The 26,961-nt window shown below is 42.8% G+C and carries 24 protein-coding genes (1 of these 24 cut by a window edge); 7 read left to right on the top strand and 17 right to left on the bottom strand.

Features of this window, described 5'->3' with window-relative positions; translation table 11 throughout:
* On the top strand, positions 1-114 hold the final stretch of the coding sequence (locus tag EHS11_RS18930) for an LA_0442/LA_0875 N-terminal domain-containing protein (RefSeq protein ID WP_135765903.1). 954 nt of this gene lie to the left of the window's left edge; only the last 114 of its 1,068 coding nucleotides appear in the window; its start codon lies off the left edge, out of view; the stop codon is at positions 112-114.
* Between the two features lie 17 nt (positions 115-131).
* Positions 132-1,802: a hypothetical protein gene (locus EHS11_RS18925; RefSeq protein WP_135765902.1), complete on the top strand. Its 1,671-nt coding sequence runs from the start codon at positions 132-134 to the stop codon at positions 1,800-1,802.
* 5 nt (positions 1,803-1,807) lie between these two features.
* Here EHS11_RS18925 and EHS11_RS18920 read toward each other — a convergent pair whose 3' ends face one another.
* Complete coding sequence (locus tag EHS11_RS18920) at positions 1,808-2,713, bottom strand: alpha/beta hydrolase (RefSeq protein ID WP_246048066.1); 906 nt, start codon at positions 2,711-2,713, stop codon at positions 1,808-1,810.
* Positions 2,714-2,853: 140 nt separating this feature from the next.
* On the opposite strand from EHS11_RS18920, the gene EHS11_RS18915 reads away from it, so the two are divergent.
* On the top strand, positions 2,854-3,468 hold the full coding sequence (locus EHS11_RS18915; RefSeq protein ID WP_246048065.1) for a CsgG/HfaB family protein: 615 nt from the start codon (positions 2,854-2,856) through the stop codon (positions 3,466-3,468).
* 64 nt (positions 3,469-3,532) lie between these two features.
* Positions 3,533-5,215, top strand: a complete 1,683-nt coding sequence (ilvD, locus tag EHS11_RS18910; protein WP_135765900.1) for a dihydroxy-acid dehydratase — start codon at positions 3,533-3,535, stop codon at positions 5,213-5,215.
* A gap of 7 nt (positions 5,216-5,222) precedes the next feature.
* On the opposite strand, the gene EHS11_RS18905 is transcribed toward ilvD, so the two are convergent.
* Positions 5,223-7,424 carry a SulP family inorganic anion transporter gene (locus EHS11_RS18905; protein WP_135765899.1) on the bottom strand — a complete coding sequence of 734 codons (2,202 nt, stop codon included), beginning with the start codon at positions 7,422-7,424 and terminating at the stop codon, positions 5,223-5,225.
* Positions 7,425-7,553: 129 nt separating this feature from the next.
* On the opposite strand from EHS11_RS18905, the gene EHS11_RS18900 reads away from it, so the two are divergent.
* Positions 7,554-8,021 carry a Dps family protein gene (locus tag EHS11_RS18900; RefSeq protein ID WP_135765898.1) on the top strand — a complete coding sequence of 156 codons (468 nt, stop codon included), beginning with the start codon at positions 7,554-7,556 and terminating at the stop codon, positions 8,019-8,021.
* A 375-nt stretch (positions 8,022-8,396) separates the two neighbouring features.
* Positions 8,397-9,470, top strand: a complete 1,074-nt coding sequence (locus EHS11_RS18895) for a hypothetical protein (RefSeq protein ID WP_135765897.1) — start codon at positions 8,397-8,399, stop codon at positions 9,468-9,470.
* A 25-nt stretch (positions 9,471-9,495) separates the two neighbouring features.
* Here the strand turns inward: EHS11_RS18895 and EHS11_RS18890 are convergent, their stop codons facing one another.
* The 15 genes from EHS11_RS18890 to asd all read right to left on the bottom strand — a co-directional run bounded on the left by EHS11_RS18890 (position 9,496) and on the right by asd (position 26,078).
* Positions 9,496-10,497, bottom strand: a complete 1,002-nt coding sequence (locus tag EHS11_RS18890) for a S1C family serine protease (RefSeq protein ID WP_167884497.1) — start codon at positions 10,495-10,497, stop codon at positions 9,496-9,498.
* On the bottom strand, positions 10,494-11,297 hold the full coding sequence (locus tag EHS11_RS18885; RefSeq protein ID WP_135765895.1) for an alpha/beta fold hydrolase: 804 nt from the start codon (positions 11,295-11,297) through the stop codon (positions 10,494-10,496). The genes EHS11_RS18890 and EHS11_RS18885 overlap by 4 nt, the downstream gene beginning before the upstream one ends.
* Before the next feature lie 12 nt (positions 11,298-11,309).
* A complete protein-coding gene (locus tag EHS11_RS18880; protein ID WP_246048063.1) occupies positions 11,310-12,335 on the bottom strand; it encodes an SH3 domain-containing protein in 1,026 nt (341 codons plus the stop codon).
* A gap of 11 nt (positions 12,336-12,346) precedes the next feature.
* A complete protein-coding gene (locus EHS11_RS18875) occupies positions 12,347-13,564 on the bottom strand; it encodes a pyridoxal phosphate-dependent aminotransferase (RefSeq protein ID WP_135765894.1) in 1,218 nt (405 codons plus the stop codon).
* Positions 13,565-13,575: 11 nt separating this feature from the next.
* Complete coding sequence (locus EHS11_RS18870; protein WP_135765893.1) at positions 13,576-15,273, bottom strand: DNA repair helicase XPB; 1,698 nt, start codon at positions 15,271-15,273, stop codon at positions 13,576-13,578.
* A gap of 190 nt (positions 15,274-15,463) precedes the next feature.
* Complete coding sequence (gene dusA, locus EHS11_RS18865) at positions 15,464-16,453, bottom strand: tRNA dihydrouridine(20/20a) synthase DusA (protein WP_135765892.1); 990 nt, start codon at positions 16,451-16,453, stop codon at positions 15,464-15,466.
* Between the two features lie 18 nt (positions 16,454-16,471).
* A complete protein-coding gene (locus EHS11_RS18860) occupies positions 16,472-18,586 on the bottom strand; it encodes a flagellar biosynthesis protein FlhA (RefSeq protein WP_135765891.1) in 2,115 nt (704 codons plus the stop codon).
* A 10-nt stretch (positions 18,587-18,596) separates the two neighbouring features.
* Positions 18,597-19,721 carry an EscU/YscU/HrcU family type III secretion system export apparatus switch protein gene (locus EHS11_RS18855; protein WP_135765890.1) on the bottom strand — a complete coding sequence of 375 codons (1,125 nt, stop codon included), beginning with the start codon at positions 19,719-19,721 and terminating at the stop codon, positions 18,597-18,599.
* Positions 19,718-20,500, bottom strand: coding sequence for a flagellar biosynthetic protein FliR (fliR, locus tag EHS11_RS18850; RefSeq protein ID WP_135765889.1), 783 nt, complete (start codon positions 20,498-20,500; stop codon positions 19,718-19,720). Before fliR ends, EHS11_RS18855 begins: the two co-directional genes overlap by 4 nt.
* Before the next feature lies 1 nt (position 20,501).
* A complete protein-coding gene (gene fliQ / locus EHS11_RS18845) occupies positions 20,502-20,765 on the bottom strand; it encodes a flagellar biosynthesis protein FliQ (protein ID WP_109020627.1) in 264 nt (87 codons plus the stop codon).
* The gene (gene fliP / locus EHS11_RS18840; RefSeq protein WP_425460604.1) at positions 20,762-21,514 is read right to left on the bottom strand and encodes a flagellar type III secretion system pore protein FliP; all 753 of its coding nucleotides are present in this window, start codon (positions 21,512-21,514) and stop codon (positions 20,762-20,764) included. Before fliP ends, fliQ begins: the two co-directional genes overlap by 4 nt.
* 65 nt (positions 21,515-21,579) lie before the next feature.
* Positions 21,580-22,296, bottom strand: a complete 717-nt coding sequence (gene fliO, locus EHS11_RS18835) for a flagellar biosynthetic protein FliO (protein WP_135765888.1) — start codon at positions 22,294-22,296, stop codon at positions 21,580-21,582.
* A gap of 38 nt (positions 22,297-22,334) precedes the next feature.
* The gene (gene fliN / locus EHS11_RS18830) at positions 22,335-23,411 is read right to left on the bottom strand and encodes a flagellar motor switch protein FliN (protein WP_135765887.1); all 1,077 of its coding nucleotides are present in this window, start codon (positions 23,409-23,411) and stop codon (positions 22,335-22,337) included.
* A 94-nt stretch (positions 23,412-23,505) separates the two neighbouring features.
* Positions 23,506-23,826, bottom strand: a complete 321-nt coding sequence (locus tag EHS11_RS18825) for a DUF971 domain-containing protein (RefSeq protein WP_135765886.1) — start codon at positions 23,824-23,826, stop codon at positions 23,506-23,508.
* Positions 23,823-26,078: an archaetidylserine decarboxylase gene (gene asd / locus EHS11_RS18820; RefSeq protein ID WP_135765885.1), complete on the bottom strand. Its 2,256-nt coding sequence runs from the start codon at positions 26,076-26,078 to the stop codon at positions 23,823-23,825. Before asd ends, EHS11_RS18825 begins: the two co-directional genes overlap by 4 nt.
* On the opposite strand from asd, the gene EHS11_RS18815 reads away from it, so the two are divergent.
* The gene (locus EHS11_RS18815; protein ID WP_425460601.1) at positions 26,069-26,929 is read left to right on the top strand and encodes an LIC_11366 family protein; all 861 of its coding nucleotides are present in this window, start codon (positions 26,069-26,071) and stop codon (positions 26,927-26,929) included. The genes asd and EHS11_RS18815 overlap by 10 nt on opposite strands.
* The last annotated feature ends 32 nt before the right edge of the window (positions 26,930-26,961 follow it).

Genomic DNA, 26,961 nt, shown 5'->3' with positions numbered 1-26,961 from the left:
ATAAAGGAAGGATTTGACTTCGAAACAAAATTCGACCAACCATTGGGACAATTCGGATGGCAACCGAAGCCATCTGCAGTTCACGGGGAACTTCGTTACTCGATCTTATTTTAAATCAAGGAGCCAACAATATGCGCACAACCATTCAATCCGCTATCCTATCGACTCTCATTCTTTTTACCTCAGGGTGTTTGCTTTTTAAAGAATCGGACCTGGATCCGAACGGCGACCTTACGAGCCTCCTGATGTTGCAGAAATTACTAGTCATTAACAATGCAACGGCGCCCGGAGTAGCTCTAGGACTCACTCTGAAGTTTCAACAGGCAAACGGAGCTACATATGCCGATTCCCTTATCAAATACGGAAAACCGAGTACGACAAGTTTAATTACAAGAAGCACTTCCGTTTCGGAACTTACACAAGGGACTGATGAAACGGTAACCATCGTCAATTCCAAAGGAGAAGCCTCTCTCAAGTTTACTTCACCTGGTTATGCGAAAGTGGAAATCTATTCAACATTAGCTGATGTTTCGCCCAAGGCCACCATTACATTCAAAGTCTTTAGCACTTTGGACTCCTCCAATTTTAGAATCTTATCCCAATCGGGAGATATTGTAGCGACTTTTCAAAGATTGAGTGTTTCCTATTCCACCCCTGTCAGTCTGGAATCCACACTTTTCCAACCACTCGGAGCGAAAGAGGGAAGATTCTATGTTTGCCTCAAACAAGCGAATGCGGAGAAAAAAATAGATACCTATATCGCATCTTCCTCGGACGGATTCACATATGACCGTATAACAAAAATTAGCGATTTACAGGGAGTAGATCCTGTTTCTCCAAGCACCGATCAGACCACGATCACCCTGGGAGCACCGGGTTACGACGGAACGGACATTCTATTTTTCATCCGAAAGGATACGACCGTAAGTAGCGTAACAACTACACTCAATTACTACGTTAAACTTTCACCCACAAGTCCGGCAAAAACAGTAACAGCCGTATTGATGCCGGCGATCAACGTTTCGCCAGCTGCCATACTCGTCTCTCCGGCATCGATTCCCGATAACATTTATTATTCGGGACGATGGATTATTTTTGAACTTGTTGGTGGAGTTACAAAAGCATATGCAAGAAACCTGGAAGGCACCGTCGCTACCGATTTAAGTTCAACTTGTTTGAGCGGGTCTACGGTTCAAGCGAACGTATTTTACGTTTATTCGTCTTTTCTGTTATGCGGTATCACTGCTTACAGTACGCCCAGCCCATCTTATAATTACTACCAGTCCAATTTTTCCGCAGGATCCCCTTATGGAGTCGTTGGAGGAGCAAGCACCCAGTCTGCTATCTTTCCGATCGGAGGAGGAAGATTGGGGATAATGGAAGGAACAGTCACTTCCTACGGTTATGCAATGAGCAATTCGGTAAATATCGGAATCGGTTCCCTTTCCTTCGGTGCGGCTGTTTCCGGACTCACCTACAGCCCTACTTCTGCAGGCGCTTTCAACTATATAACAAAAGTTATCTCTTCCGAAGCGACTTACGGAGTAATCGCTCAAGATGGAAGTAATTATGTTGTGTTTTACGCCAAAGACGGCGGCACATCTTATACAAAGGTTACGGCAACTCCCTCTTCGATTTACATTGGGATTCCTTCGGAAGCCTACCAATCCGCCGGAGGCGAAATTTTCCTGGCAAACTATGTTAGCGGATCAAACCTATTGGGCGGTTATATCACAAAAATAAATTCAAGCGGAAATTGGACTGATCCGGTCAAAGGAACCTATTTTCAATCCAATCAGTAAATCGCTTATTTGAACTCTGCGGGTGCAAACTCTTTTACAAATGCATCCACGGAGTTTTCCACTTCCTTGTAATTCGTATTGATGGATTTGGAATGGGCAGCGCCCCATTCCGTGATAAATAATTTTTTCTTCTTCCCGGGAATGGCTTCAAAAATCTCCACCGAATGCTCATAAGGTGTAAATTCGTCCGTTTTGGAATGGATGAGCAAGACGGGAGCGGATAAATGAGATGCCGCTTTCAAAGGAGAAGTTTCATCCACTACAAAATTGGCTCGTAGTTCGGCGATTTGAAATGCAACGGATGATACAACCAAAATGGGATAACCATACAATTCAACCGCTCTTTTCTGAATGATGGTTCGCATATCCTTGTAAGGTGATTCCGCGATGATAAAAGCAACATCCTTTCTGACGTTTGCAAGTTGTAAAACGGTAGCAGCACCATAAGACTCGCCCAATGCTCCGATTTTTTCCTCGGGAATTCCGCTTACTTCGGAAAAATATTCAATCCCTTTGTCCAAATCGAATTTTTCATAATAACCGAATGTTCCGAATTCCCCGCTACTTTCTCCATGATGTCTTGCATCATATGCAAAAAGGCTACAACCCCGTTTCCAAAACAAGGGAGCATATTTCAGAATCCCCCATCTGCTCCCCGCGTGTCCGTGCAAAAGAATGACTCCGCATTTTTTCTTTTTCGGGTTTTTAAAAAACCAACTTTGGATGGAAATGGTTCCGTTTTGGAAATGAAGAGTTTCCGGCTCCGGCAAACCGATCTGTTTGAAGTCTTTGATTTTGGATCTTTCATGATCCGCGTCCATCGTTCGTGTCCGAAAAGCGACCATTTCAGTGGAAAAATAATAACCGGCACTTAACAGAAGTATTACGAATATGATTGTGGTTAAGCCCAAGGCTCTTTTGGTTAGATGCATTGCATTAGTACGAAAACGAGTCTAACGGATTTTGCAAGGCGAATTTTCATTGGAAGAGGAGGAGATTTTCGAAAAAGATTTGATTCTTTCCTTTTCCTAGCCACTCTACCTAAAACACTATGAAACATATCCGTCTGCTGATTGCCCTTTTTTCCCTGATTTCACTCATCCGTTGCACAACTATGGAAGCGGCAGTGCATTTTCCAGATAAGACCAAAAAGGAATTGGGCATACACAAAGTGGCGGTTCTATTATTTGATATTGAGGATGCGAAATGGGGAGACGAATTTACGGATGCAGTCGCTCTTTATATCTCCAAATACCTGAATGTCAAAGTGATCGAGAGGGAACAACTCTCCAAAGTGGTCAACGAACAGTCTTTTTCCAAAACAGGAATGATCGATGAACAAACAGCCGTTCGTATCGGAAAAATCCTGGGTGTGGATGCTCTTGTATTCGGAAGAGGATCGGCACTCAGAAAGTATGATATAAAAAACAGCGTCATTCCCAACTTGGTGGATACAGTTTCTTTAAAAATCGTTCAAATAGAATCGGGCCAAGTCATAGTCAACGCCCGCAAAAAACCGGGAGCCAATTGGACAACTTTCAAATTAACAAAATTTATCTTCGGACTGGGTTTGATATGGAATCGAGAGGACATTTTAGTCGAGTCCAGCGAGTATGACTTTGTGGCAGAAAATTTGGTTCAGAAGATTGTAGGAGAGCTGAGATAGCTTTCTTTTAAATCTTTTACCTATAAGGATTTCTGCTGCGATCAATACATATTAGGACCTTATCATGTCAGAATCACTAAAACGACGCAGTTCCATGACAACCGGGGGAGACAATCGGGCAGCGAACCGAGCTATGCTTCGTGCCGTAGGTTTTACAGACGAAGATTTTGAAAAACCGATGGTGGGCATCGCTTCCCTTTGGGCGGAAGTCACACCATGCAATTCCCATTTGGACAAACTTGCAGAAAGAGTCAAAGAAGGCGTAAGAGTCGCCGGAGGAATTGCACAGATTTACGGAACCATTACAGTCTCCGACGGAATTGCAATGGGACACGAAGGAATGCGTTATTCTCTTCCTTCCAGAGAAGTGATTGCCGATTCAATCGAACTTGTTTCCAACGCGATGAGATATGACGGAGTGGTCGCCGTAGGCGGCTGCGATAAAAATATGCCGGGATGCCTCATGGCATTATGCAGACTGGATGTTCCTTCCATTTTTGTTTATGGCGGATCCATTATGCCGGGAACCTGCGACGGCGTGGATGTGGATATAGTATCCGTATTCGAAGCGGTCGGCAAATTCAACTCAGGCACAATATCAAGAGAAGAATTCATACGTGTAGAACAAAATGCATGCCCTGGTGCAGGTAGTTGCGGTGGAATGTACACTGCAAACACTATGTCCACAGCCATCGAAGCATTGGGCATGAGTCTTCCGGGTTCTGCATCCATGCCGGCTGTTTCCGCAAGAAAAGTAAACGACTCCTTTGAAGTCGGAAAAGCTCTTATGGAGCTTATCAAAAAAAATATCACTCCGAAACAAATTCTTACAAAAAACGCATTTGAAAATGCGATCGTCACCGTTATGGCGTTAGGTGGTTCAACAAACGCGATCTTGCATTTGATTGCAATTGCAAAAGAAATCGGAGTGGATCTTAATTTGGAAGACTTCAACCGTGTGGGAAAAAAATCTCCTCACCTTGCCGATCTGAAACCCGGCGGGAAGTACGCAATGTACGACCTAGACCGAGTGGGAGGAGTACACGGAGTGATGAAATATCTTTTGGAACAAGGTTTGCTTCACGGAGATTGTTTGACAGTAACCGGAAAAACTTTGGCGGAAAATCTAAAAGAAGTTTTACCGCTTGCAAAAGGTCAGACCATCGTTCGCGATATTAAAAATCCTCTTTTTCCTACCGGACCTCTTGTGGTTCTGAAAGGAAACCTTGCTCCGGAAGGCGCTGTTGCCAAAATTTCAGGACTCAAAAAGATCGATATCACCGGTCCCGCAAAAGTATATGATTCGGAAGACGACTGTTTTGCGGCGATCATGAAAGACGAAATCAAAGCGGGAGATGTAATCGTGATCCGCTATGAAGGACCGAGAGGCGGACCGGGAATGAGAGAGATGCTCGCAGTTACCGCAGCGTTAGTCGGAAAAGGCTTGGGAGAAGAAGTAGGGCTTTTGACTGACGGACGTTTTAGCGGAGGGACTCACGGATTGGTAGTGGGACATGTTTCTCCGGAAGCATTTGACGGCGGACCGATCGCACTCTTGAAAAACGGAGACCAAGTCACAATCGATTCAAGAACACAAGTGCTGACGGTAGATTTGGATGACAAAGAACTTGCAAAAAGAAAATCCGAATGGAAACAACCGGAGCCCCGATTCAAATCGGGAGTTCTCGCAAAGTATGCAAAACTCGTTCAATCCGCAACAAACGGTGCGATCACAAACACTCTCTAAAAACCGTTTAGTTTTCCTGTAAGGCTGTGAGTTCAAGATGATTGAGCCGCAGCCTTTTTGATAAAGTATAAGCCAAAGATTCGAAAAATAAATTTCCGAATTCCGGGACTTCCCTTACATAAAGATCGAACTTTTCCCTAGACAAACCATATAACAAGCATTCACCGACAGCAATCGCATTTGCAGATCTGGGTTCCTTGTCAAGAAATGCCATATCCCCGAAAAAATCTCCCTTCGCAAACGTTGCAAGATGATGCACTCTGTTCCCATCCAAAGGGAGATCGATTCTGATTTCTCCTTTCCGAATGAAAAACATCACATCATTGATGTCTCCTTTATGAAATACGGATTCTCCCGGAGAACATTGGATGGGGTAAGTGAATTTTTCAAATGTTCCGACCAAATCTTTAGGGAACGGTTCAAAAAATTCGAACTGATCCAAATGAAGCAGTTCGTTTCCTTTGGAAGAGTCCAAATTTGCTTCGGTTAGAATTTCTTCTTCTATGTATTCCAATGCATCATCCAATTCATCAAAGAACTTAAGATGGGGAGTAAAATCGGTAAGCCCAAGGGAATTGAAATAATTTCTAATTTCCTGACCTGTTGTCAGATTGCCCGGAAGGCAGGTAAGAACGAGCGTGCCTCCTCCGGATTGTAATCTGGAATGGATTTGTTTCAAAAGATTGACTGCTGTAAAATCGATATGAATTACTCTTCTGAAATCCAGGACTATATTTTTTGATGTCTGCAAATACGCTTCCAAATGATGAAACAGTTGATCGGTGGTTCCGAAAAACAACTGTCCCTGCAACTCGAAAATAGCATTTCTGGATCCCCATTTTTCCAATTCTTCCTGCTCGGAAGGAAGTCTTCTTTTTTTTGAAAACTTTTGGTTTCCCAGAAAACTCCGCCTAATTACTGTTGAACGGATTTGTTCTCTTAGGAAAAGCAATATGGCAAGCCCGATCCCTACACCCGCAGCCAAAATCAAACTGGTGCTGATCGCTGCAATGATCACGCACAAGATTACAAAAAAATCGAAAACAGTGGATTTGTTTTTTAAAAGTCCGACGGATTTCCAATCAATCATCCGAAAACCGACAACTATGAGAACCGCAGCCAAGGCAGAAACGGGAATCCATCTCAATAGACCGACAAAAAAATAAATCGTGATCAAGGAAAATAAGCCTACAAAAAAGCCGGACCATTTCGATTTTGCTCCGCTTGCAATATTTACCAGAGTCGGCGCGAGAGTCCCCGCACCCGCAATCCCGCCAAACAGGGAACTTGCGCAATTGCCCCAACCTTGCCCGATCAATTCCCGATTGGAATCATGTCTTTTTTTGGAATATACATCAACGATAAGACAGGTTTTCAAACTGTCAATGGAGAGAAGGAGTGCCAATGTAAATCCGGGAAGCAAGATGGATTTAAAATGAATGAAACCTAACTCATGCCAGTGGGAGAAATTTTTCAACGAATTGGAAAATAGATTTTCTCCCTTGGGGATAATCGCTCCCACAATATAACGGTTATTTGCGAACTGCCTCAGATCATGGTAAAAAAAACTTAAAATCCAATAGATAGCCACTCCCGTGAGCAATGCGATTACACTCGGAGGAATCCGTTTGGACAGTCGTGGTAAAAATACCATAGCGAGTATGGTTCCGATTCCAATAATAGGGGGAATCGGGTTTGCCTGCAAACTATCAATATCTCCCAGAAGATTTCCCACCGAGGACATACCTAAAAAACGGGGAAGCTGGCTAAAAATGATTAAAATTCCAAGGCCGCTCAAGTAACCGGTGACCACGGGATAGGGAATGTATTTAATCAATTTGCCCCCACCCAAAAAACCCAAAAGAATTTGCAGACTGCCTGCAAATAAAACAGTAATGGCAACCAAGAGAGGAATATAAACCGGCCCGATCTGACCTTTCCGCATCTGATCCAAAACAAATACCGAAAGTACGGCAGCGGCAGGGGCGCAAGGAGCCGAGACCAATCTAGGTGTACCGCCTAAGAGAGGTGTGACGAGACCGAGGATGATGGTTCCTATGACTCCGGAAAGTGCGGCTTGGCCTGCGAAAGATTGGCCTAAAGGGCTATAAACGCTGATTCCAAAAGCAATCGCTGCAGGAAGTGCTACGATGGTTGCGGTAGAACCGGCAAAAAGATCAGAATAGAGTCTTGAAAAATTAACTTTCAATTATACCGCCCGGTGGAATGACTTAGTAAGATTCAATTTCATCCGTTTTATTTTTGCTTTTGGAAAAGAGAACCAATTTCTTTTTCGGTTTGCGAAACTAAATCGGTCTTAAAGATAAGAAGGAACACAATGCAAATTAATATAGGAATTCCCGAAGCGGAAAGAAGCGCTATCTCCGAAGCACTGAAAAAATTATTGGGAGATACTTACACTCTTTATCAAAAAACCCATAGTTATCATTGGAATGTGACAGGCCCGATGTTTCAAACCTTACACCTGTTATTTATGACTCAATACACGGAGTTGTGGAATGCGATTGATCCGATAGCGGAACGCATCCGGGCTTTAGGATACTATGCACCTGTTAGCGGTTCGGAATTTGCAAAATATTCTTCTATCGCTGAAGACAAGGAAGTTCCTAAAGCCGAAAACATGATCCGCAATTTGGTGGAAGGAAACGAGGCTGTGATTCGAACTGCCAGATCCGCTTATGCTCCTGCGGAAAAAGGAAACGACCAGGCAAGTCTCGATTTACTCACCCAAAGACTGGATATCCATGAAAAGACAGCATGGATGCTGAGATCCCTTCTCGCTTAACAGAACAATAAATGACAGTATAACGTCGATTTTGTTGTACTGTCACTTATTCCCAATCCCTCTTTTGTTTCCCGCATTTCCGCCGCCAAACCTCAAGTTTTCATTCAAGAACTCAGAAAAACAAAAATCTAAAATCATTCCTGAATATCTCATTTGTAATATTAACTCATTTTCATAATTGAATGATGGAATATTTAAAAATCACGCCACTTGGAAAAAAGGGAAAAAAAATATTATTTTTGAAAAAAAAGTAATATTTGTCCAATAAGTATAAACAAACTTTCATTACAACTTCGATAAAAAGCTGTTAGCTTTTCTATTTTTTCTTGCACGTCTAACTTTGTTTATTTAGAATCGCATCTGAGGATTCAAATCATGAAAAAATATCTACAGATCAGCTCATTTCTGTTACTTGCTACTACCCTCTTCTTTTCCACTTGTAAAGAAGATAAAAAAGACGATAATTCCCTTTTGATCGGCCTTGCCCTTTTAAGCCGTGGCAGTTCGAGCAGTCAGACCAGCGATATCAACACTACCGTCGGAAAAGCCAGTGCGACAGCGAGTCTTGTTTCCACTATCTCCAGCAGCGTCGCTACAAACAGCCAAAGCAGTAGTTTTACTTACAATACCAAAAGTTCGCAAAGCCAAAGATTGATGGCGATGGTAAAAGAAATCTATGAAAACGGAAAAGATCCTGTTATTGCAAAAGAAGCGGTTATAAAGTTTATCAAAGAGACAAACATTGCGAACAAAAACCCTCGTGAGTTGACTGCATGGTCTTCCTCTAGCGTAAATGGAAGTGGAGAAACTGTTTATACCTACAGTGGAACTGTGAATGGATACGTATTTACAAAAACTACCGTAAACGCAACCATTAGTGGCGCTACTTGTCCCATTGAAACATACTCAGGATACAGTTCCACTCTTTCTAGTCTGACCAAACAGGGAACAGCTGTCTTTACAGGCGGAGAATACAAAACAAAAACAAGCTCAGGAGTCACTACAAGTTCGAACAAGGCGACTACAAAGTTTACAAACTTCGGATCCATCTACACGGATAGTTTCGGTTATTACAAATACCTAAAAGATAAAGGTGCGACATCTTTTTCTACGACTGACTGCGCAAGCCTCCAATCTTTGTATAAGGATGCTTTAGTATTTTCAAAACCAGTCACTGTTGACGGAACTTTGGTATTTGACAATCAATCCAGCATTACAAGTGGTTCTTCATTCAGCTTTACTGTCACCTCACAAGCAGATTCAAATGATTTGGTGATCACTCAAGATGGAACGACCACTCCTACTTTGAAAATTGAAAGTTTGAAACTGATAGCAACATCCACACTGACATCCACAAGTACTTCCATCACAGGAAAGTTCAATATTACTATCACTGGAAAAATCAACGGAGAAACACTCGCTGAAACCATTACGGTAGAATTCAACTAATATCTATTTTGCGAATCGCCTCTTCTTACAAGGAAGGGGTGATTTTTATTTTCAATTCCCGATTTTCCCTAATAATTATTAAATTTATCGCTTTTGAGGAAGGCAATTTTGCCATCTGTACATAAAAGTCTTCCGCGTTATCGACAACATTTTCATCAACACCTACAATCAAATCGTATCTTTTAATTCCTGCTTTTTCCGTCAAAGATCCGGGTTCGGTATAACTTACCAGAACGCCTTTTTTTTGTTTTAATCGTAGTTTGTCGATCAAATGCGCCGTTAAAATCGGGATCTCTACGATTCCCCTTTGGATTTCTTCTTTAGTTTTGCCGGCAATGGGGATCGATTTTACAAATTCACGCAAAACCGGTGCCTGAATGGCAAAACCGATCCCGTCCCGTTTGGATCCGTCGGAGGACAATTGAAACCGAGCCATACCCAAAACCTTGCCCTGTCCGTCAAAGACAGCAGCGCCTGAAGAACCGGAAAGCACCATTCGGTTCAATTGCACAAATGCTTTGTTTGGCGCAAATATATCCGCTCCCAGGCGGGAACGGTTGGCGATGATACCCGAATCAAACGACTCCTCCATTCCGAAAGGAGTGGATATCATATAAAAGGAAGCCCCAGTCTCCGGCTCATAAGAATCGGATATGTCTAAAGATATCTCGCTTTCCGGGTTTTCCCATTTTACTATTGCTAAATCATTGTCAGTATCGCGTTTGATCACCTGGGCGTAGAATTTTTTTCCGGTTCCGCCCATCCGTATCACGAATTTTTTATCGTCAGGAACCACATGAGAGCACGTCAAACCTAACCCCTGTTTATCGAAAACAAAACCGGATCCGGTCCAGGTTTTGGATTCCTCCAGCGGGCCTGAATCCAAAGATACGGAGAAACTGGTTTCCACATAAGTATCGAATATTTTTTTAGGATCGGATAAATCCTTGTTCGAATCACAAGATAAAAAGTTGAAGAAAATTAGAATAAAAAAACTTAAGCTCCATGCAGACTCTGAATGTTTCAATCTAGGACTCCTTTGATAAATCTTTCGATTCGATCTAAAAATTGGCTCGCATGCGTATAATGGATGTAATGCCCTCCTCCTGCAAGCGTTTCTATTTCTGCTTTTAAAAATACTGAAAGGATTAATTCCCGATCCAAGTCCTTTATATAGGGGGAATCTCCGCCTACGATAAACAATGCCTTTGTCCGAGAACTCATATCGGGGAGAAATACATCTTCAAACATATAGCGAGCTTTGGATAAACCTTCAACGTTCAATTTCCAAAAATACCCTCCATCGGGTTTTCTTTCCAAACTCATTTGTAAAAATTGCCGGATAAAAGCATCGGGAAGCACTTCTCTCATAAGTTCGTCTACTTCTGCTCTTGTATTTGCCCGGTCAATCGGTATCCGCATGGATCGGATCTCCTTATCATAAGCAAAGGGGTAAGGGCGGGGAGAAATATCCTGAATGATCAAAGCTTTCAAAGATCCCGGATGGAGAAGATCGTATAACATAGATACGAGTCCGCCCATAGAATGTCCGAGTAAGATCGTGTTTTGAAGAGAATGATCTTGGACGAACTCTTTTATATCCTCAACCATAATTGAAATAGAATGTTCTTCCGAATGAGGGGAATCTCCGTGATTTCGGAGATCAACGGTATATACATCGCCATATAACGATAGTTTTTTGGCGATAGAGACCCAATTTTTGGAAGATCCAAAAAGCCCGTGGAGAATCAGAATATTGGCTTGGTCGGGGGGATTTGAATTTCCTTCCGGATTTTCTTTGGAATATAATTTGTAGGCCAACTTCAAGGGAAACCTATTCTATTTCAGACATTCCTTCTGAAGGATTTGAATGTAAGGAAGAATCTCCTTTCGATACCTCAAACCGTAGTCTTGAACATAACGGTACATCGTATTGATTTCTACCTGAATGTTTTGCGGAGCCGGTTGAAAACAGGCAATTGATTCGGGATCTTTTGTAATTTCCTTCAACTTGGCAACTACGGACTTGGAATATAAGGAAACATAATTTCCATTGGGAAAAAAGTAAATATACTTCATCTTGGAACGTCTGAGTTTTTCCAACTCACAAGCAAGTTCGCCCTTGCAATCCACATCAGGAGAAGCTTCCGCAGCCAGATAACCTGCGTAATCCGAATGTTTTGTATTCGGATGATTTTCAACCAGCTTCCAAAAATAATTGGCGTCCACATAGTATTTGCCTGCTGAATAATCAAAAAGCAGTTTTGATTCATGTCGTTTCAAAAAATCCAAAAGCTCCTTCGAACTGTCCGCTTTGATATTTTTTTCATTTAGAATATCTATGGATTTGATCAGAGCAAAACCGGCTTTTGCTTTGATCAAAGTAAAGTCGTCTCCCCTGAACTCACCCGTACTTGCATGACGAAATAAAGAATCTGCAATTTCCATTCTTTGTTCCAAACTAGTGGAATTCAGGTTCAAAAGTTTATCCGCTTCGAATAGAACAGTGGATAAAAGTTTGTTCTTAGAAACCAAAAGCAATGTATTACGAAGTAAAAAACCAGCTAAATTTTCTTCCGTAACGACAGGAACCCATTCCGCGGTATTCGGCTCCAAACTGGAATTATCATAAAACAACCGTTCTCCGAACTGTATTGTTTTTAAAACATTGCTTTTTCTATCGGGAAATAAATAAAGTTTCACTCCGAAATGATTCACAACGATTTCAGACTTGGAGTCCGTGTTATGAACTGATTTCGGCGCGATTTGTTTTGTGATCGGTTTGAGAGATTTCGGTTCGGCACCGAGAAAACCCGGAACAAACAAGGTAAGGAAGAAAACAAATATGGCTAGAATTCTTCCCATACCTTTCGACTTTATTTACTTAAGTCCTCAACCATCTGTTTGATTCGAGACACACCTTTTTCTATGTCTTTTTCACCCAACGCATAAGATAGACGAAGAGCATTATCATCTCCGAATGCAATTCCGGGAACGGCGGCTACATTGTAATTATCCAAGAGCACGTCACAGAATAATTTGGATAAGGATTTTTCATTCTTTTCTTTTTGTAGTTTTTGAAAACCCGGCAGTGCATAAACACCGGTTAGATAAGGAAATGCATAGAAGGCGCCTTCGGGCATTCTGCAATTGATTCCAGGGATACCATTCAAAAGAGAAACGATCAGCTTACGACGATTATCAAACGCCTTTTTCATTTCCGAAACAGGGCCTTGATCTCCGGTTAACGCGGCTTCGGCGGCAGCCTGGGAAATGGAAGAAGCGTTGGAAGTGGATTGTCCTTGCATCGTATCCATATTTTTTATGATTTCTGCATTTCCCGCCGCATAACCGATACGCCATCCGGTCATGGAATATGCCTTGGAAACTCCGTTGACGACAAAAGTTTTTTCCTTCATCTTCGCGGAAATCATCGCAGGGTTTACGAATTCCAAACCGTCGTAGAGAATCTTTTCATAAATATCGTCGGAAACGGTAATGATTTCCTTCGGTTCCAAAACCTTTACCAAAGCTTCGACATCGGAACGGGTATAGACCGCACCTGTCGGGTTGGAAGGAGAATTGAATATAAATACTTTTGTCTTGGGTGTGATCGCCTTTTCCAACTGCTCGGGAGAAATTTTAAAACCGCTTGCAATATCAGTCGAAACTATAACAGGAACACCTTCCGCAAGACGCACTATATCCGCATAACTCACCCAATACGGCGCAGGGATGATTACCTCATCTCCTGCATTCAAAGTCGCCATAAAAAAATTATACAGAACTTGTTTGCCACCCGTTCCCACAATGATTTGATTTTTTTCGTAAGCCAGCCCGTTGTCCGTTTTGAACTTTTGAATAATCGCTTCTTTCAAACTTACGGTCCCACTAACAGGAGTATACTTGGTCTTCCCCTGATCCATAGCTTTTTTTGCAGCCTCTTTGATGTGGGCTGGAGTATCAAAATCCGGTTCACCTGCACCAAAACCGACAACATCCAAACCACTTGCCTTCAGCTGGTTTGCTTTGGCGGTAATGGCAAGGGTGGGAGAGGGTTCTACTACATCTAACCTTTGTGCAACGAGTTTCATTTTGTTCCTTTTTATTTACTTAATGCTTCTTCTGTTACTGTTTCTTTGAACTGATCAAGAGTATAAATTTCATACTCATAACCTTGTTCCGTTAAAAACAACTGTCTGTTTTGTCCGAATCTCTCTTCGTTCGTATCTCGGGAAATCAGCGAGTAAAAAATCGCGGTATTGTCTCCCGATTTCGGTCTGAGAATCCTTCCGAGTCTTTGCGCTTCTTCCTGTCTGGAACCGAAAGTCCCCGATACTTGAATCGCAATGTTTGCATCCGGCAAGTCGATGGAAAAGTTTGCCACCTTAGATACTACAAGCTGTTTGATCTGGCCGGAACGAAATGCCTGATATAACTCCTGTCTTTCGGGAAGAGGTGTTTTTCCCGTAATCAAAGGAATCTTAAAAGTCTGGGAAATCTCTTCCAATTGATTGATATATTGCCCGATCACAAGGATGTTATTCGTCGCATGTTTCTTAAGAATATAACTGATCGCTCTGAGTTTTTCAGGATTTTCAGAAGCAAGTCTGAACTTTTCACGGTCGTCTGCAACGGAATAGCGCATACGCAAATCTTCTTCCATCGGAACACGAACCTCAATGCAGTTCGCCTCTGCAATCCAAGCTTTGGCTTCCAACTCTTTCCAAGGCACATCGTATTTTTTCGGTCCGATGAGTGAGAACACATCTTCTTCCAGTCCGTCTTCACGAACGAGAGTAGCAGTCAAACCTAACCTACGTTTTGCTTGGAGTTCCGATGTCATGCGGAACACAGGTGCCGGTAACAAATGCACCTCATCATACACAATCAAACCCCAGTTATTTGCACTGAAGATATGGAAATGCGTAAAGTCTCCGCCTTTTTTCTTTCTATGAGTCAGAATGTTGTAAGTAGCGATTGTAATCGGCTTGATCTCTTTCATCTCACCGGAATATTCGCCGATATCCGATTCGGGGATGTCGGTCTTGTCTAAAATTTCATTTCTCCACTGACGAATGGACAAAGTGTTCGTTACAAGAATGAGAGTTTCCGCTCCCACGATTTGCATCACACCCATACCAACGATGGTCTTGCCCGCACCGCAAGGAAGAACAACTACCCCGGAACCGCCTTCGTTCCGTCCACCTGCGTGGAAAGCTTCCACGGATGCCCTCTGGTAGTCCCTCATTCCGAACTTGGTTCCACCACCTGTAACAGGCTTTAGGTTGAAAGGATATTTGTTTCCTTCGTCGTAACCCGCCAAATCTTCTACGGGAAAACCGATTTTGATCAGAGCTTGTTTGATATGACCACGGTATTCTTTTTTGATTCGGATCTTGTCGCCTTCCATTCCGTCTACGAACGGTTGTACGGCACGGTTGTTTGCGATCTCAGTGATAAATCCCATTTCATTGGAAATGATATAGAGCTCACCTGATTCTTCTTTCACGAGCTTTACTTTTCCGTAGCGGGAAATCTGCTCTTTGATTTCATTCATCACGTTTTTCGGGACAGAGTAGCGGGAAAAACCAACCAACCCTTCTACTATCTCTTCAGCCGTCATTTTAATGGATGCCGCATTCCAAAGAGATAGAGGGGAAATGCGGTAAGTATGCATATATTCCGGGCTTTTTTCGAGCTCTGCAAATTTGGAAATAAGATCGCGACAAGCCTCGTATTCGGGGTTATCAACCTCGAGGAGCATCGTTTTATCGCTTTGAACTGTGAGTGGCTTGGTCATATAAATTTCCCTCTCAAAAAACCAGGCTGGGAAGCGAAACTCTCCTGTCAACCAATTTGATTTTAACAGATTTTGGATAAACAAACATCGCATTATAGACCGTTTCAGAAGTCTAAGGAACAAGCACCCACCTAATGGAGGTTTGCTTATTGTAAATACTAGTTTTTATTTGGGTTGACAAACCGAAGTTTTAAAGAATATGCGACTGATGCTCCTTAGCTTTCCCGATCAGTTCGTCTATGATCGTATAATTTGCATTTGGTTTGTGCATATTTTCCGAAAGAAATCTTCGGTAAACTTTCGCTCCCGGATTTCCATGATAAAGTCCGAGGGTATGTCTTAAAATAGAATGAGGACGGATTTTCTCTTTTTCCATCTCCCTAAGATAATCTTTCAATCTTTCCAGAATTTCCAAGCGGGAAAGTCCGGGAGAAGGAGTATCCCAGAATAGCGAATCCGCATCTGCAAATAAATAGGGGTTTTCATAAGCCGCCCGACCGATCATCACCCCATCCACCCGGGAGAATTCCTTGCCTGAATCTTCAAGAGACTTGATTCCTCCGTTGATCGTAACGGAAAGTTCGGGAAATTCATCTTTCACCGCATAAACATCGTTATAACGAAGAGGGGGGACGGTTCTGTTTTCCGCAGGAGACAAACCTTCCAGTATGGCGATCCTTGCGTGAATGATGATCCTATCCACGCCTGCGGAACGGATGGATTTTACAAAATGGAGAAGATCTTCCAGACTTTCCTTCCCATTTACACCTATTCTATGTTTTACGGTGATGGGAAGAGCGGTGGATGACTTCATTGCCGAAACAAGTCGAGCCACTTTGTCCGGCTCTTTCATAAGGCAGGCACCGAAACTTCCGTTCTGCACACGGTCGGAAGGACAACCTACGTTTAAATTGATTTCAGAATAGCCGTAATCTTCTCCGATCTTTGCACATTCCGCAAGATCGTTCGGATCATCACCGCCGAGCTGCAACGCCAACGGAAATTCTTCATGAGAAAATTTTAAATACCGATCTCGATTTTTTCCCCTTAAGATGGCGCCTGTTGTCACCATCTCCGTATAGAGGAGCGTCTTTTTCGTGATAAGACGCATAAAGTATCGGTAATGTCTGTCGGTCCAGTCCATCATAGGAGCGACCGACAAACGGTAATTAGGGGTCATTGATTCCAAGCCTTGCTCTTAGGCTTCTTGGTTATGTTCTTCCTTGGACACTAGACTCAGTACCGAGGCAATCTCGGTAGGCACAGATCTTTGGATTTCTTCCGAAGCCAATACGGCAAAGTTCCTAGGAGGGATTTCCTTGGCGAGAAAGAAAGCAAACGGCTGGCGGAGGTAACGGGCAATGACAAAGATAAGGAAACGGTTCTCTTCCAGTGCTTTTTGGAATTCCGCATAAAGGGACTCCATAATCCTGGTTCTCACTTCATGAGGAAGGATGATGATTTTTCCTTCCACTTCGTCCTGCATCAAACTTCGGTTCAAACGATCTACGATGCGAGGGTCAATGGTAACCACATGCAATTTTCCGTCGACGGCAAGAAAATCATTCACTATCTGTCTGGAGATTGCCTGACGGACCGATTCGGAAAGAAAAAAAGGATCCAAGGACTTGGTGATATTATTTGCAATCGCTTCCATAATTTTCGGAAGATTTTTAATGGAAAGACCTTCCACGAGAAGATTCTGAAGTGTTTGTTGGATCACACCTAGTCTTCCCTGTTTATCATAATCCAATTCCTGAACAAGAGTAGGATGGGTTTGGCGCAAATGTTCGAGAAGTGCTTTCACTTCTTCTCTTCCCAAGAGTTGAGATGCATAAGTGGAAATCAATTCTTTCAAATGAGTGATGATGACTGTGGAAGGATCAACGACCGAATAACCCTTGTTCTCTACTTCGGGTCTGGTTTGAGGGTCGATCCAAGTTGCTTTCATGCTGAAAGCAGGCTCTACAAAACTTTCTCCCGAAATCGGTTCCAGCTCTCTTTGAGAACTGTTCATCGCCATGAGCCGATCCGCTTTCACTACGGATTGACCTACCACAACTCCGTTGATTCGAATCGTATAATTGTCGTGAGGAATTTCCAAATTATCCACAATTCGGATCGCAGGAATCACCAAACCAAAGTCAGTTGCAAATTTTTTGCGCGTATTCGCAATCTGTTCCAGCAAATGACCGCCTGACGAAGCATCGACGAGAGGGAGTAAATCCCTTCCCAGTTCCACCTGGATGGCTTCTACTGAAATCTCTTTGATATAATTTTCCGGTTTTCGTTCTTGCACTTTTTCCTGAGCGACCGTTTCTATTTTTTTGATTTCTTCTTTAGCCACTTGTTCGATGGAATAACCAAGATAACCGATTCCCGCAGATAAAATGATGAGAGAGAAAAAAGGAAGACCGGGAATCAAACTGGCAAGACCCAAAGCTCCCGCTACGACATACAGTGTTTTCGAATTTCCGAACAACTGATCCTTTACTTCCAGAGTCAATTTTTTCTCCGAACTTGATCGGGTAACAATGATACCTGTAGCAGTTGTGGAAAGTAGTCCGGGGATTTGGGAAACAAGTCCGTCCCCGATCGTAAACTTACCATAAGTTTCAATCGCAGTCAGAAAGGATTCTCCCCGAATGGTGGATCCTATGACGATCCCTCCGACCAGATTGATTGCAGTGATGATAAGTCCCGCTCTTACATCCCCTTGCACGAACTTGGAAGCTCCATCCATAGCCCCGTAAAAATCCACTTCTCTTTGGACTTTTTTACGTTTGATCTTCGCTTCCTGCTCCGTGATGGAACCGCTGTTCAATTCCATATCGATGGACATTTGTTTCTGAGGCAATCCGTCCAATGTAAATCTTGCAGCCACTTCAGAGATCCTGGTTGCACCTTTGGTGATTACCAATACCTGAACGATTGTTAGTATGATAAAGATGATAAGACCCACTACGTATTTTCCAAGTCCCGACTCGCTTCCTACAACGAAAGTTCCGAAAGCTTCGATCACGCTGGAGTTCATCGCGGGGCCTTTTGAAAGAATCGCCCGGGTAGTGGATACGTTCAATGCGAGCCTGAATAAAGTAGTAATCAAAAGCAAACTCGGAAAAATGGAAAACTCGCTCGGTTCAGTAACGGAAAGAGCATTGAGTAAAATAAGTAATCCGAGCCCGATACTGATCACAAGCAAAACATCCAGTATAAATCCTGGCAGAGGGACAATCAACATCCCTAGTATAACAAGTGTTCCAATACCAAGGATAAGATCGGACTGTTTCAACATATCTCGTAAATAATTCATATTCGCCTGCTTATACCATGCCTACTTTTCTCTTAAACTTTTCAAGAGTCATCAATATCGAACTGACTGCTTGAAAAAACTCATTCGGAATTTCCTGACCTACTTCCACCTGTGCATACAATAATCTCGCTTGTGCCGGGCTTTCGATGATAGGGACATCGTTTTCTTTTGCTATGCGGCGGATCTGCAAAGCAAGTTGATTTTCACCCTTTGCTATCACACGAGGCGCCTGATCTCTTCCCAATTCATATAATAACGCTACGGAATAATGAGTGGGATTTGTGATGACTACATCCGCCTTGGGCACTTCCTTCAGCATATTGCCTTGCATCATATCGCGGGCAAGTTGCATCCTTCTGTTCTTTAGAATAGGATCTCCCGAATCATCCCTCATCTCCCGTTTGGCTTCGGAAGGAGTTTGTTTCAAGGAATCTTCAAACTCTGACTTTTGGAAGAAAAAATCGGCAACTGCGATCGCAAGCAAAATGACTCCGACTGTCATCATGATCTTAAATCCGGAATAGGAAATAAGTGAGATTGATTCCATCACACCCATATTTCCCGTAAGCAGAACTTTTAAAAAATCTCCCGAGATCAGAATAAAACTGACCACACCGATCAAAATCACCTTGGCCAAAGACTTCAGAAGGTTGAATATGGTCTGCCTGTTCGGTAAAACTTTTTTAAAGTTAGGTGTAATGCGATCAAACCGGAAAGACAACGCTCTCGGAGTGAACATAAATCCGACTTGCACTACATTTCCTGCGATCGCAAATACAACGGTAATCGCAAAAATCGGCCAAAGGACGGAGAAAAAATCGCGAGTCACGGAAGCCATAATCACACGGAATTCCTCTGCGCCGAAACGATCGACTCTGACTCCCATAGAAAGATATTTTTTAATGAATACTGCCGTATTCTGAACGAATTTATCGCCCAGGAAAAAAATCGTGGCCGTTCCACCTAGCAGAACCAATGTGGAGGATACCTCATTCGATTTGGGAACATTTCCTTTATCTTTCTCTTCTCTTCTTCTTCTTTCACTGGGAGGTTCGGTTCTCCCCTCGTCCGCAGCCGCGAACAACTGAAGATCAATTAGATAATATGGATGTTTTAAAATTTCTTCAGGGATCATTCGTTCGGCCACTCCCTGATCATCAAACTCGCCTTATCCAAAGAAATCTGAATGCCTTGGGTCATCTGGGAACTGATAAATGTCAAAGTCGCAATCAATGTCAAAGTTCCGATAAACACCTTCAAAGGAAAGGACATAGACATAACGTTCATTTGTTGAGCGGCTTTCCCCATCAGTCCTTCCACAAGACTGACCAAAAACAAAATCCCCATCACGGGAAGTGCAATCTTGAAAGCTACAGTAAACATCGCACCGATGGATTCTTCCAATAAGCGAAGTAGCCCCGCATTGACTTTTCCCGTAAAAGAAATCAAACGGATCTTCAAAAAAGAAACGGCGAGCGTTTCGATAAGAAAACGATGAGCACCTATCACGAGAAAGATGGCCGTTGCCATCAGGTTTTTAATCGTTCCTATAGCAGGAAGTGAGTTTTGGGTGATCGGATCCAAAATTTCCGTATAACCGAATCCTATCTGGTTGTTGAAAAATTCTCCCGCCATTTGGAAGGATGCAAATACGATCGACACAATAAACCCTATGATCACTCCCACGAGCAACTCGGAGAATACCAAAAGACCGAAATTGATCATATGGCCGGGCACAGGAGGCATGGAACTCGCAACGACAGGATACACAATCAATGCCACTAGAAAGGCAAAAATCATCTTGAAAGAAAATTGAATGGAATCGGACGAAAAGAAAGGTGCTACCAGGAATAGACCGAATAACCGTGCTAATACGAAGAGGAAGGATTGGAAATGTAGTAGAAATGGTTCCATATCATATCTTTTCGATCATAAAAAATATCTCACGGGTATAATCCATCATCACCCGGACCATCCATGCGGAGAAAACGATAATCACTGCAAAAATAGCAACCAGCTTAGGAACAAAGGCGATCGTAGGCTCCTGAATGGAAGTAGTCGTTTGAATGATACCCACAACCAAACCCACAACGAGAGCCGTGATCAGGATCGGACTTGATATTTTCAAAGTCACGATAAAAGCCTCTCGTATCAGATTGACCACGTCCAGTTCCGTCATTTATAACTCTTCACAAGTTCAAGCACGAGCAGGTTCCAACCGTCGATCAAGATGAATAGAATCAACTTGAGAGGAAGTGAAATCATCACAGGAGGCAACATCATAAAGCCCATTGCGAGCAAAGCGGAGGCTACGATAAGATCAATGACGATAAAAGGAATGAAGATATAGATGCCGATGATAAATGCTTTTTTAATCTCGGAAAGCATGAATGCGGGAACCAAAACATAGGAAGGAACATCCTCAAAAGACTTAACATTTTGTACCTTGCCGATTCTAAGGAAAAGTGCAACGTCCTTGGTTCCGTCTTTTCCCAGCTGACGGATCATAAATTCGCGCAAATGTTTCATCGAACCTTCCATAAACTGGGTTTGGTCGATTTTGCCGTTCAGGAAAGGCTGCAAAGCCTGATCATTCACCTTACCGATTGTAGGTGCCATAATAAAGAAAGTAACAAACAGGGCAAGGCCCATCATCACCTGGTTTGGCGGCAGATTTTGCAGAGACAAAGCTCTCCGCACAAAATCAAATACGATTACGATTTTTGTAAAGGAAGTAAGACTCATAACAATCGCAGGAGCAAGAGAAAGAATCGTTACGAGAAACAGGATCATCAAAGAAAGGCTGGTTTCTTTGGGCGACTTCGCTTCATTTACATTGAAGGATAAATTCGGAATCGGAATTTTCAGACCTTTCGAACCAGTCTCTTGCGCTGAGAGCGCGATCGGACTCGCCAAAAAGAATCCGATAAACACGAGTAAGCCGAGTGAAAAGAGAATTTTCCTCCGGGCGGAAGGACTTGTCAGAATTTTTTTCATGACTGCCCTCCTTCCAACATCTCTCTGTGTTTCCGCAAACGATCCAAACTTTCCCGAGCTTTCGTTTGGATTTCCAAATGGGCATCCGAATTGGATTCAAATGAGTTTTTATTGATACGTATTTTTTTAGACAGCGCTTTTGATTGTAGGCTCTCTAACATTGTTTCAAGGAAGTTGGGAACATATGGATCTGCTTCCTCTTTTAATTTCAAGATTTGTGATTTTTCCTCTTGGCTATTGATTTCACTGATAAGACTTACTGATCCGTCGGCAACACCCACAACCAGCAAACGATTCCCCACTTCCACAATCTGCAAAGATTGATTCGGCGAAAGGGAAAGACTGGATAAAACTTTCATAAACCCTTTCACGGGGTATTTTGCAGACTTGGTTGCCTGCATCTTGATCACCAAATAATAACCGGCACCTACAAGTATGAATAATACGAATAATATCTTTACCAAAATCCAAGTGGCGGAAGGAGAATCATCCGACTGATCGTTGTATCTTTCCTGAATCAGGTTGGGTTCGGCGTCTCTGGATTCTTCCTTGGCGGGACTCGGCTGACCTTGGTTTTGCGGTTCCGGTTTGGTTTTGCCATCGGAGACTCCCAATTCATTGCGCAAAACCTGATCCAATTCTTTTTGATCTGCGTTGGACTGGGAAAATACGGATACGGAAGCACAGAAAGATAACAGAATAAAAAAGTACATAAGTACCCCGTTTCTCTTATTCTTCCAAAAATTCGGGATCATTTTTCCCCTTTTAATCTATCCGTCGGACTTACGATATCTGTTACACGAACACCGAAGTTTTCATCAATGACCACAACCTCGCCTTTGGCGATGAGTTTACCGTTAACAAGAAGATCCACTGGTTCACCCGCGAGTTTATCCAACTCAATGATGGAACCTTCACCTAACCCAAGTATGTCTTTGATATACATTTTAGTTCTTCCGAGTTCAACGGTAAGAGCCATCTGCACATCCATAAGAAGATTAAGATTTGTTTGTCCGGGGCCTGCTCCTGCCGTAGCGAGAGAAGGAAAGTTCACTCCCTTGATCCCTACGGAACTTTGCGCCATCCCCATACCCATTCCACCACCGGGTACGGCAACGTTCATACCGCCACCGCCGCCACTGCTAGCTTTGGTCGCTCCTCCTTTTTGGATGTCCAAAATGGAGTGAGCCATGGAAAGAGAGATCACATAATATACCTTAAACGAACCGACTCCTTCGATATTCAAACTTAAGGTAGTTTTTACCAGATTGGAATCATCGGGAAGTTGCAAATCGCGCGCTGCGTTGACTACGGCAATATCAGCAGGCGTTCCCGACATCGCTCCGTTCAGCTTCATACCAATCTGTGCGGTAATCGTGCCTATGATCGGAGACATGGAATCTTTTAATGTTTGTAATTGCGCATTGTCCAGTTGACCGGGAGGAGTCATCCCGCCCATCATCACACCTGCGACTTTTGCCGCATTTTCCTGTGCCATGATGAGGCTGACTCTTCCCGTCAAACTTCCGCTCAAGTTAGAGTAAAGACAAACTGTTTTGGTGCCGAGTTCCTTTTGAACTTCGGTCGCCAAACTGGACTCAGTTGCCGGATTCATAAAACGGGTGTTTTTTGCTAAAATGGTTCCGAGTGTGTTCCCGGCGACCTGGAAGGCGGAACCGACTACGTCGGAAATAATATCTCTGTCGATGGGAGAAAGGGTATCTGAATCAGAACTTGCAGCTCCGCCGAGCGAGGACAAATCAAATGTGTCGTCGGCACCTTGCAAAAGCGCATCTATTTCATCTTGTGAGAGCGAACCTTCACCCATACCCTATTTCTCCGAAAAAACTTAGGATAATGTGACATAATACGATTTTTTCTGTCACCTAGTTTTTTTCTAGTTTGACAAAAAGTAAGGGTTTTTAGTCGAAAGCTTCCTCTTTTCCCTCAGAATACGCTCTAAGGTGGTCATAAGAGTAAATTCCTGTGTTATGATAGTCGCTCCAAACAATGGAAATCGCATATCTCCCCACTTTTGTCCAGGAAAGAAGTTTGATGGACTGGATCTGTTTGGTAGCCGCACCAATCTTCCCCCCATGCCCTCCTCTACAAGTAGCACAGGGACATTTTTTACGCAAATCCAAAAGGGAAAATTTCGATTCAAAACCGTCTTTCCATTGGATGAAAAGACTCTCGTCATCGAAATGGATTTCTTTGGGAAATGTGGCTAATTGAGAATTCATAACTTATGTTTAACCGGTAGCTGAATAATCTTCTTTTTGAATTGGCCGATGACAGTTCCGTATTGGATCTTTTCCCCTAATTGTACGTTAGGCGAAAGGTCGATCGTATCGTTTTCGAATACCAATATGACAGTCGAACCCATTTCAAATCTTCCCATCTCCGAACCCTTGTCGATCATAATGGAAACATCCTTATAAATATGTTCTTTGGAAAACCGAATCCAGTTATTGGTAACGATCTTGTCGTCATAAGTCACTCTAATCTTGCCTACGTTAGATGCTCCTACCTTAATTACTGCGACTTTACCGTATTCTGTTTGCAAAAAAGTAATCAATCTTTCGTTTTTCGGAAAAAGACCTCTGATATTCAAAACTGCCAAATCGTTCACAGGAAATAATTTCCCCGGCTCATAATAATAACCGAGGATCTGACCGCCAAACGGAGAGTGGATGCGGTGATAGTCCTGAGGAGACAAATAGAAAGTGATGTATTTTCCGTTTGTGAAAGCGGAATAATATTTTTCAGAACCAAGCAGTTCTTTTACGGAGTAATCGATTCCTTTTGCCTGGATGATCGTAGACTGATTGATATTTCCGAAACTGGTGATCTTGGAATCCGTAGGAGATACCGCCGCATTGGAAGCGGAATCGATGATACGTGCTTCCGCGCGAAGTGCACGAGTGAAAAATTGATTGAGAGATGCATACTCCTGAATCTCAAGCTCTGCCTCGTTCAAATTGATCTTATAGGCTTTTGCAAATGCCTTCAAAAGAGGGATCATCATAAAACGGGGAAGTCTCAAAGTGGAAAAATATCCGAAGATTTTTGAAATCAGATTTTTAGGAAGCAGAGTTAAAAACAACAGGTAGATATCTTTAAAGATTTCATACCTTGCTCCGGATTCGGAAATGTATTTTTTAAGTTCCAAATTTGCCGATTTTCCAAGTAAAATCAAAGATACCAGAAGAGGGATGGAAGCAACAACTGCCACCGTATAACCAATCTTCATCGCAAAAAGAAACACATTACTACCGTAAATATTGTATACAAAGGCTGATAATACGATCACACCGATAAAAAGGATTCTGAAAAAATTGGCAAATTTTTCCCCGAAGATATAAAATGCGTTTTGTTCTCCCGTATAAAACCAACCGGCAAGACTGAGAATCCCGAAACACAAAAAGGATGTGAACAACACAAGTGCAGGAAAGGATTCCCTACTTTCCAAAATTCTCGCAGGAAAAGCGAATATGGATTCGGCAGTGACAGCACCAAACGAGTACAATACGAATCCGATGAGAGTCGCCATGATGAAACCTTCGAAGAAGGTAGCGAGCATACTCACTAACCCTTGTTTTGCGGCATAATCCGTCCGAACCACACCTGCAACCCCGGAAGATTTCCCCACTGCTGTCTCTGTAGAAAGAAAGAATACTCCGAGAGAAACGGAAATCGCACGCAATACTCCGAAAGCCCCGCCGCCTTCCAATGCTTTCATGGAGAATGCTTGCGAAACTACGTCTTTCAAATAAGGAAAAAAAGCAACCAGGCCTTCTCCGAACAAACTGAAATAAGCGATGATAAATAAAATGATTCCAAGAGGTGCAAGTATGGAAGCGGTTCTTCCCACACGGCGAATCCCTCCGACCACGATGAATAATAAAATAACCGCGATGGCAATCGGCCCGGACATCCCCCGAAAATTCAATCCTTCCTTAGCGATGTAGGTCAAACTCAAGAATGGGAATATTCCACCGAAGCTGAGAACTGTAAATATACTTCCCAATGAAAATGCAACTGCGAGCCATTTGGCACGCAAAGATTTTTCAATAAAATACATAGGCCCCGAAAGATAACGTCCGCTAGGTAATTGATTTCTGAACTTGATGGCAAGAGTGGAAGATACGAGACGAAGAGGCATCACAAATAAAGATACCACCCAAATCCAAAATATAACACCGATTCCACCATAGGCAACGGCAAGACCGGTTCCCAAAACGGAACCGGTCAATAGGGAAGATCCGATCCCGGCAAAAAATGCCTGAGAATGGACCAGTTGTCCTTTGGAGCTTTTGAAGTCCATATTTCCCGTGAGGATTTTTAAAGAGAGGAATAGATACCGAATTTGCGGAAAACCCAGACGCAGAGTCAAATAAAGACCTGCAAGCAACATCAGGTAAAAATACGGGCTGAGAATATCTGAGCCAAGGATGAGGGTGAAATTCGAATCGCCTTGAAAGAATGTTTCCATACGAGATGAACCTTACGAAATTGGATGAAATTGTTATGTCAAGATGTATTGGGTTCGTTTCTCTCCTCCTTTTCCACTTATGTTTTACCATTTCTCTCCTTGCGGAGACCAGCGCTTGGGAGGTGGGGCTTCGAACTGGGGTCGGCCGGAGGGTCCCGGGAAGATTCGATGGGAATTTGAATAGTTTTTCTTCCACTTTCAATCCTTTGATTTTTTCAGATCTGAATCTGAACGGCGGAAAACAAACAAACACTTACGAAGCCTTCATTCGGTTTTTCCTAGACCCCAGAAACAAAGTAGGAGCCATCATAGGAAGACAGGACTTGTCCAATCTGTACCTAACCGAAACCACAAGCGATTCCTATTATACTTCTTTAAAGTCGGAGATCTTTTCTTATCATGTGCTTGTTACTTATCATTATGTAACTGAAATTTCTCGGAATTGGGAATGGGAAAACGGGGGAGGATTCGGATTTGCCTCTGCCGACTGGCAAATCAACGGATACAATGTGGGAGCGGATTCGGTAAACACTCTTTCCATGCAAAAGGGGAATCTAAGAGGAAGCGGACTAGCATTCCGATTGGAAACTGCCGTCAATCGCAGATTAGGTGATAGTCATTTCTTACAAATCGGATTAGGATACCATTTGACATCCATTGCAAAGTTTTCAGGACCTTATAACGGAGAAGAATCAAGCTTTTACATCCAACAAGATGGAAAAGTGGGAGTCTTTGATGATACTCGTGTTGTGGATGTCAGCGTAGGAACCAATCAATCCTTGCGTAGGTTAGATATGAACAGCGGTTCTTGGAATCTGTATTTTTCAGTCATGCATAGGTTTTTGGATTGACATTGAACTGGTTTAACTATGATTCAGGAGTA

Origin of the sequence: Leptospira ilyithenensis (genome assembly GCF_004771005.1) — a bacterium.
In the GTDB taxonomy this organism is placed as follows: Bacteria; Spirochaetota; Leptospiria; order Leptospirales; family Leptospiraceae; genus Leptospira_A; species Leptospira_A ilyithenensis.
The sequence above is the reverse complement of the archived record's forward strand: the minus strand, read 5'-3'. Positions and strand labels throughout refer to the sequence as shown.

What these genes read in the sequence shown, in the direction of transcription:
- EHS11_RS18925 (WP_135765902.1), top strand. Translation starts at nt 132, where the DNA reads ATGCGCACAACCATTCAATCCGCTATCCTATCGACTCTCATTCTTTTT.
- EHS11_RS18915 (WP_246048065.1), top strand. Translation starts at nt 2,854, where the DNA reads ATGAAACATATCCGTCTGCTGATTGCCCTTTTTTCCCTGATTTCACTC.
- ilvD (WP_135765900.1), top strand. Translation starts at nt 3,533, where the DNA reads ATGTCAGAATCACTAAAACGACGCAGTTCCATGACAACCGGGGGAGAC.
- EHS11_RS18900 (WP_135765898.1), top strand. Translation starts at nt 7,554, where the DNA reads ATGCAAATTAATATAGGAATTCCCGAAGCGGAAAGAAGCGCTATCTCC.
- EHS11_RS18895 (WP_135765897.1), top strand. Translation starts at nt 8,397, where the DNA reads ATGAAAAAATATCTACAGATCAGCTCATTTCTGTTACTTGCTACTACC.
- EHS11_RS18880 (WP_246048063.1), bottom strand. Translation starts at nt 12,335, where the DNA reads ATGGGAAGAATTCTAGCCATATTTGTTTTCTTCCTTACCTTGTTTGTT.
- EHS11_RS18875 (WP_135765894.1), bottom strand. Translation starts at nt 13,564, where the DNA reads ATGAAACTCGTTGCACAAAGGTTAGATGTAGTAGAACCCTCTCCCACC.
- EHS11_RS18870 (WP_135765893.1), bottom strand. Translation starts at nt 15,273, where the DNA reads ATGACCAAGCCACTCACAGTTCAAAGCGATAAAACGATGCTCCTCGAG.
- dusA (WP_135765892.1), bottom strand. Translation starts at nt 16,453, where the DNA reads ATGACCCCTAATTACCGTTTGTCGGTCGCTCCTATGATGGACTGGACC.
- EHS11_RS18860 (WP_135765891.1), bottom strand. Translation starts at nt 18,586, where the DNA reads ATGAATTATTTACGAGATATGTTGAAACAGTCCGATCTTATCCTTGGT.
- EHS11_RS18855 (WP_135765890.1), bottom strand. Translation starts at nt 19,721, where the DNA reads ATGATCCCTGAAGAAATTTTAAAACATCCATATTATCTAATTGATCTT.
- fliR (WP_135765889.1), bottom strand. Translation starts at nt 20,500, where the DNA reads ATGGAACCATTTCTACTACATTTCCAATCCTTCCTCTTCGTATTAGCA.
- fliQ (WP_109020627.1), bottom strand. Translation starts at nt 20,765, where the DNA reads ATGACGGAACTGGACGTGGTCAATCTGATACGAGAGGCTTTTATCGTG.
- fliO (WP_135765888.1), bottom strand. Translation starts at nt 22,296, where the DNA reads ATGTACTTTTTTATTCTGTTATCTTTCTGTGCTTCCGTATCCGTATTT.
- fliN (WP_135765887.1), bottom strand. Translation starts at nt 23,411, where the DNA reads ATGGGTGAAGGTTCGCTCTCACAAGATGAAATAGATGCGCTTTTGCAA.
- EHS11_RS18825 (WP_135765886.1), bottom strand. Translation starts at nt 23,826, where the DNA reads ATGAATTCTCAATTAGCCACATTTCCCAAAGAAATCCATTTCGATGAC.
- EHS11_RS18815 (WP_425460601.1), top strand. Translation starts at nt 26,069, where the DNA reads ATGTTTCCATACGAGATGAACCTTACGAAATTGGATGAAATTGTTATG.
- asd (WP_135765885.1), bottom strand. Translation starts at nt 26,078, where the DNA reads ATGGAAACATTCTTTCAAGGCGATTCGAATTTCACCCTCATCCTTGGC.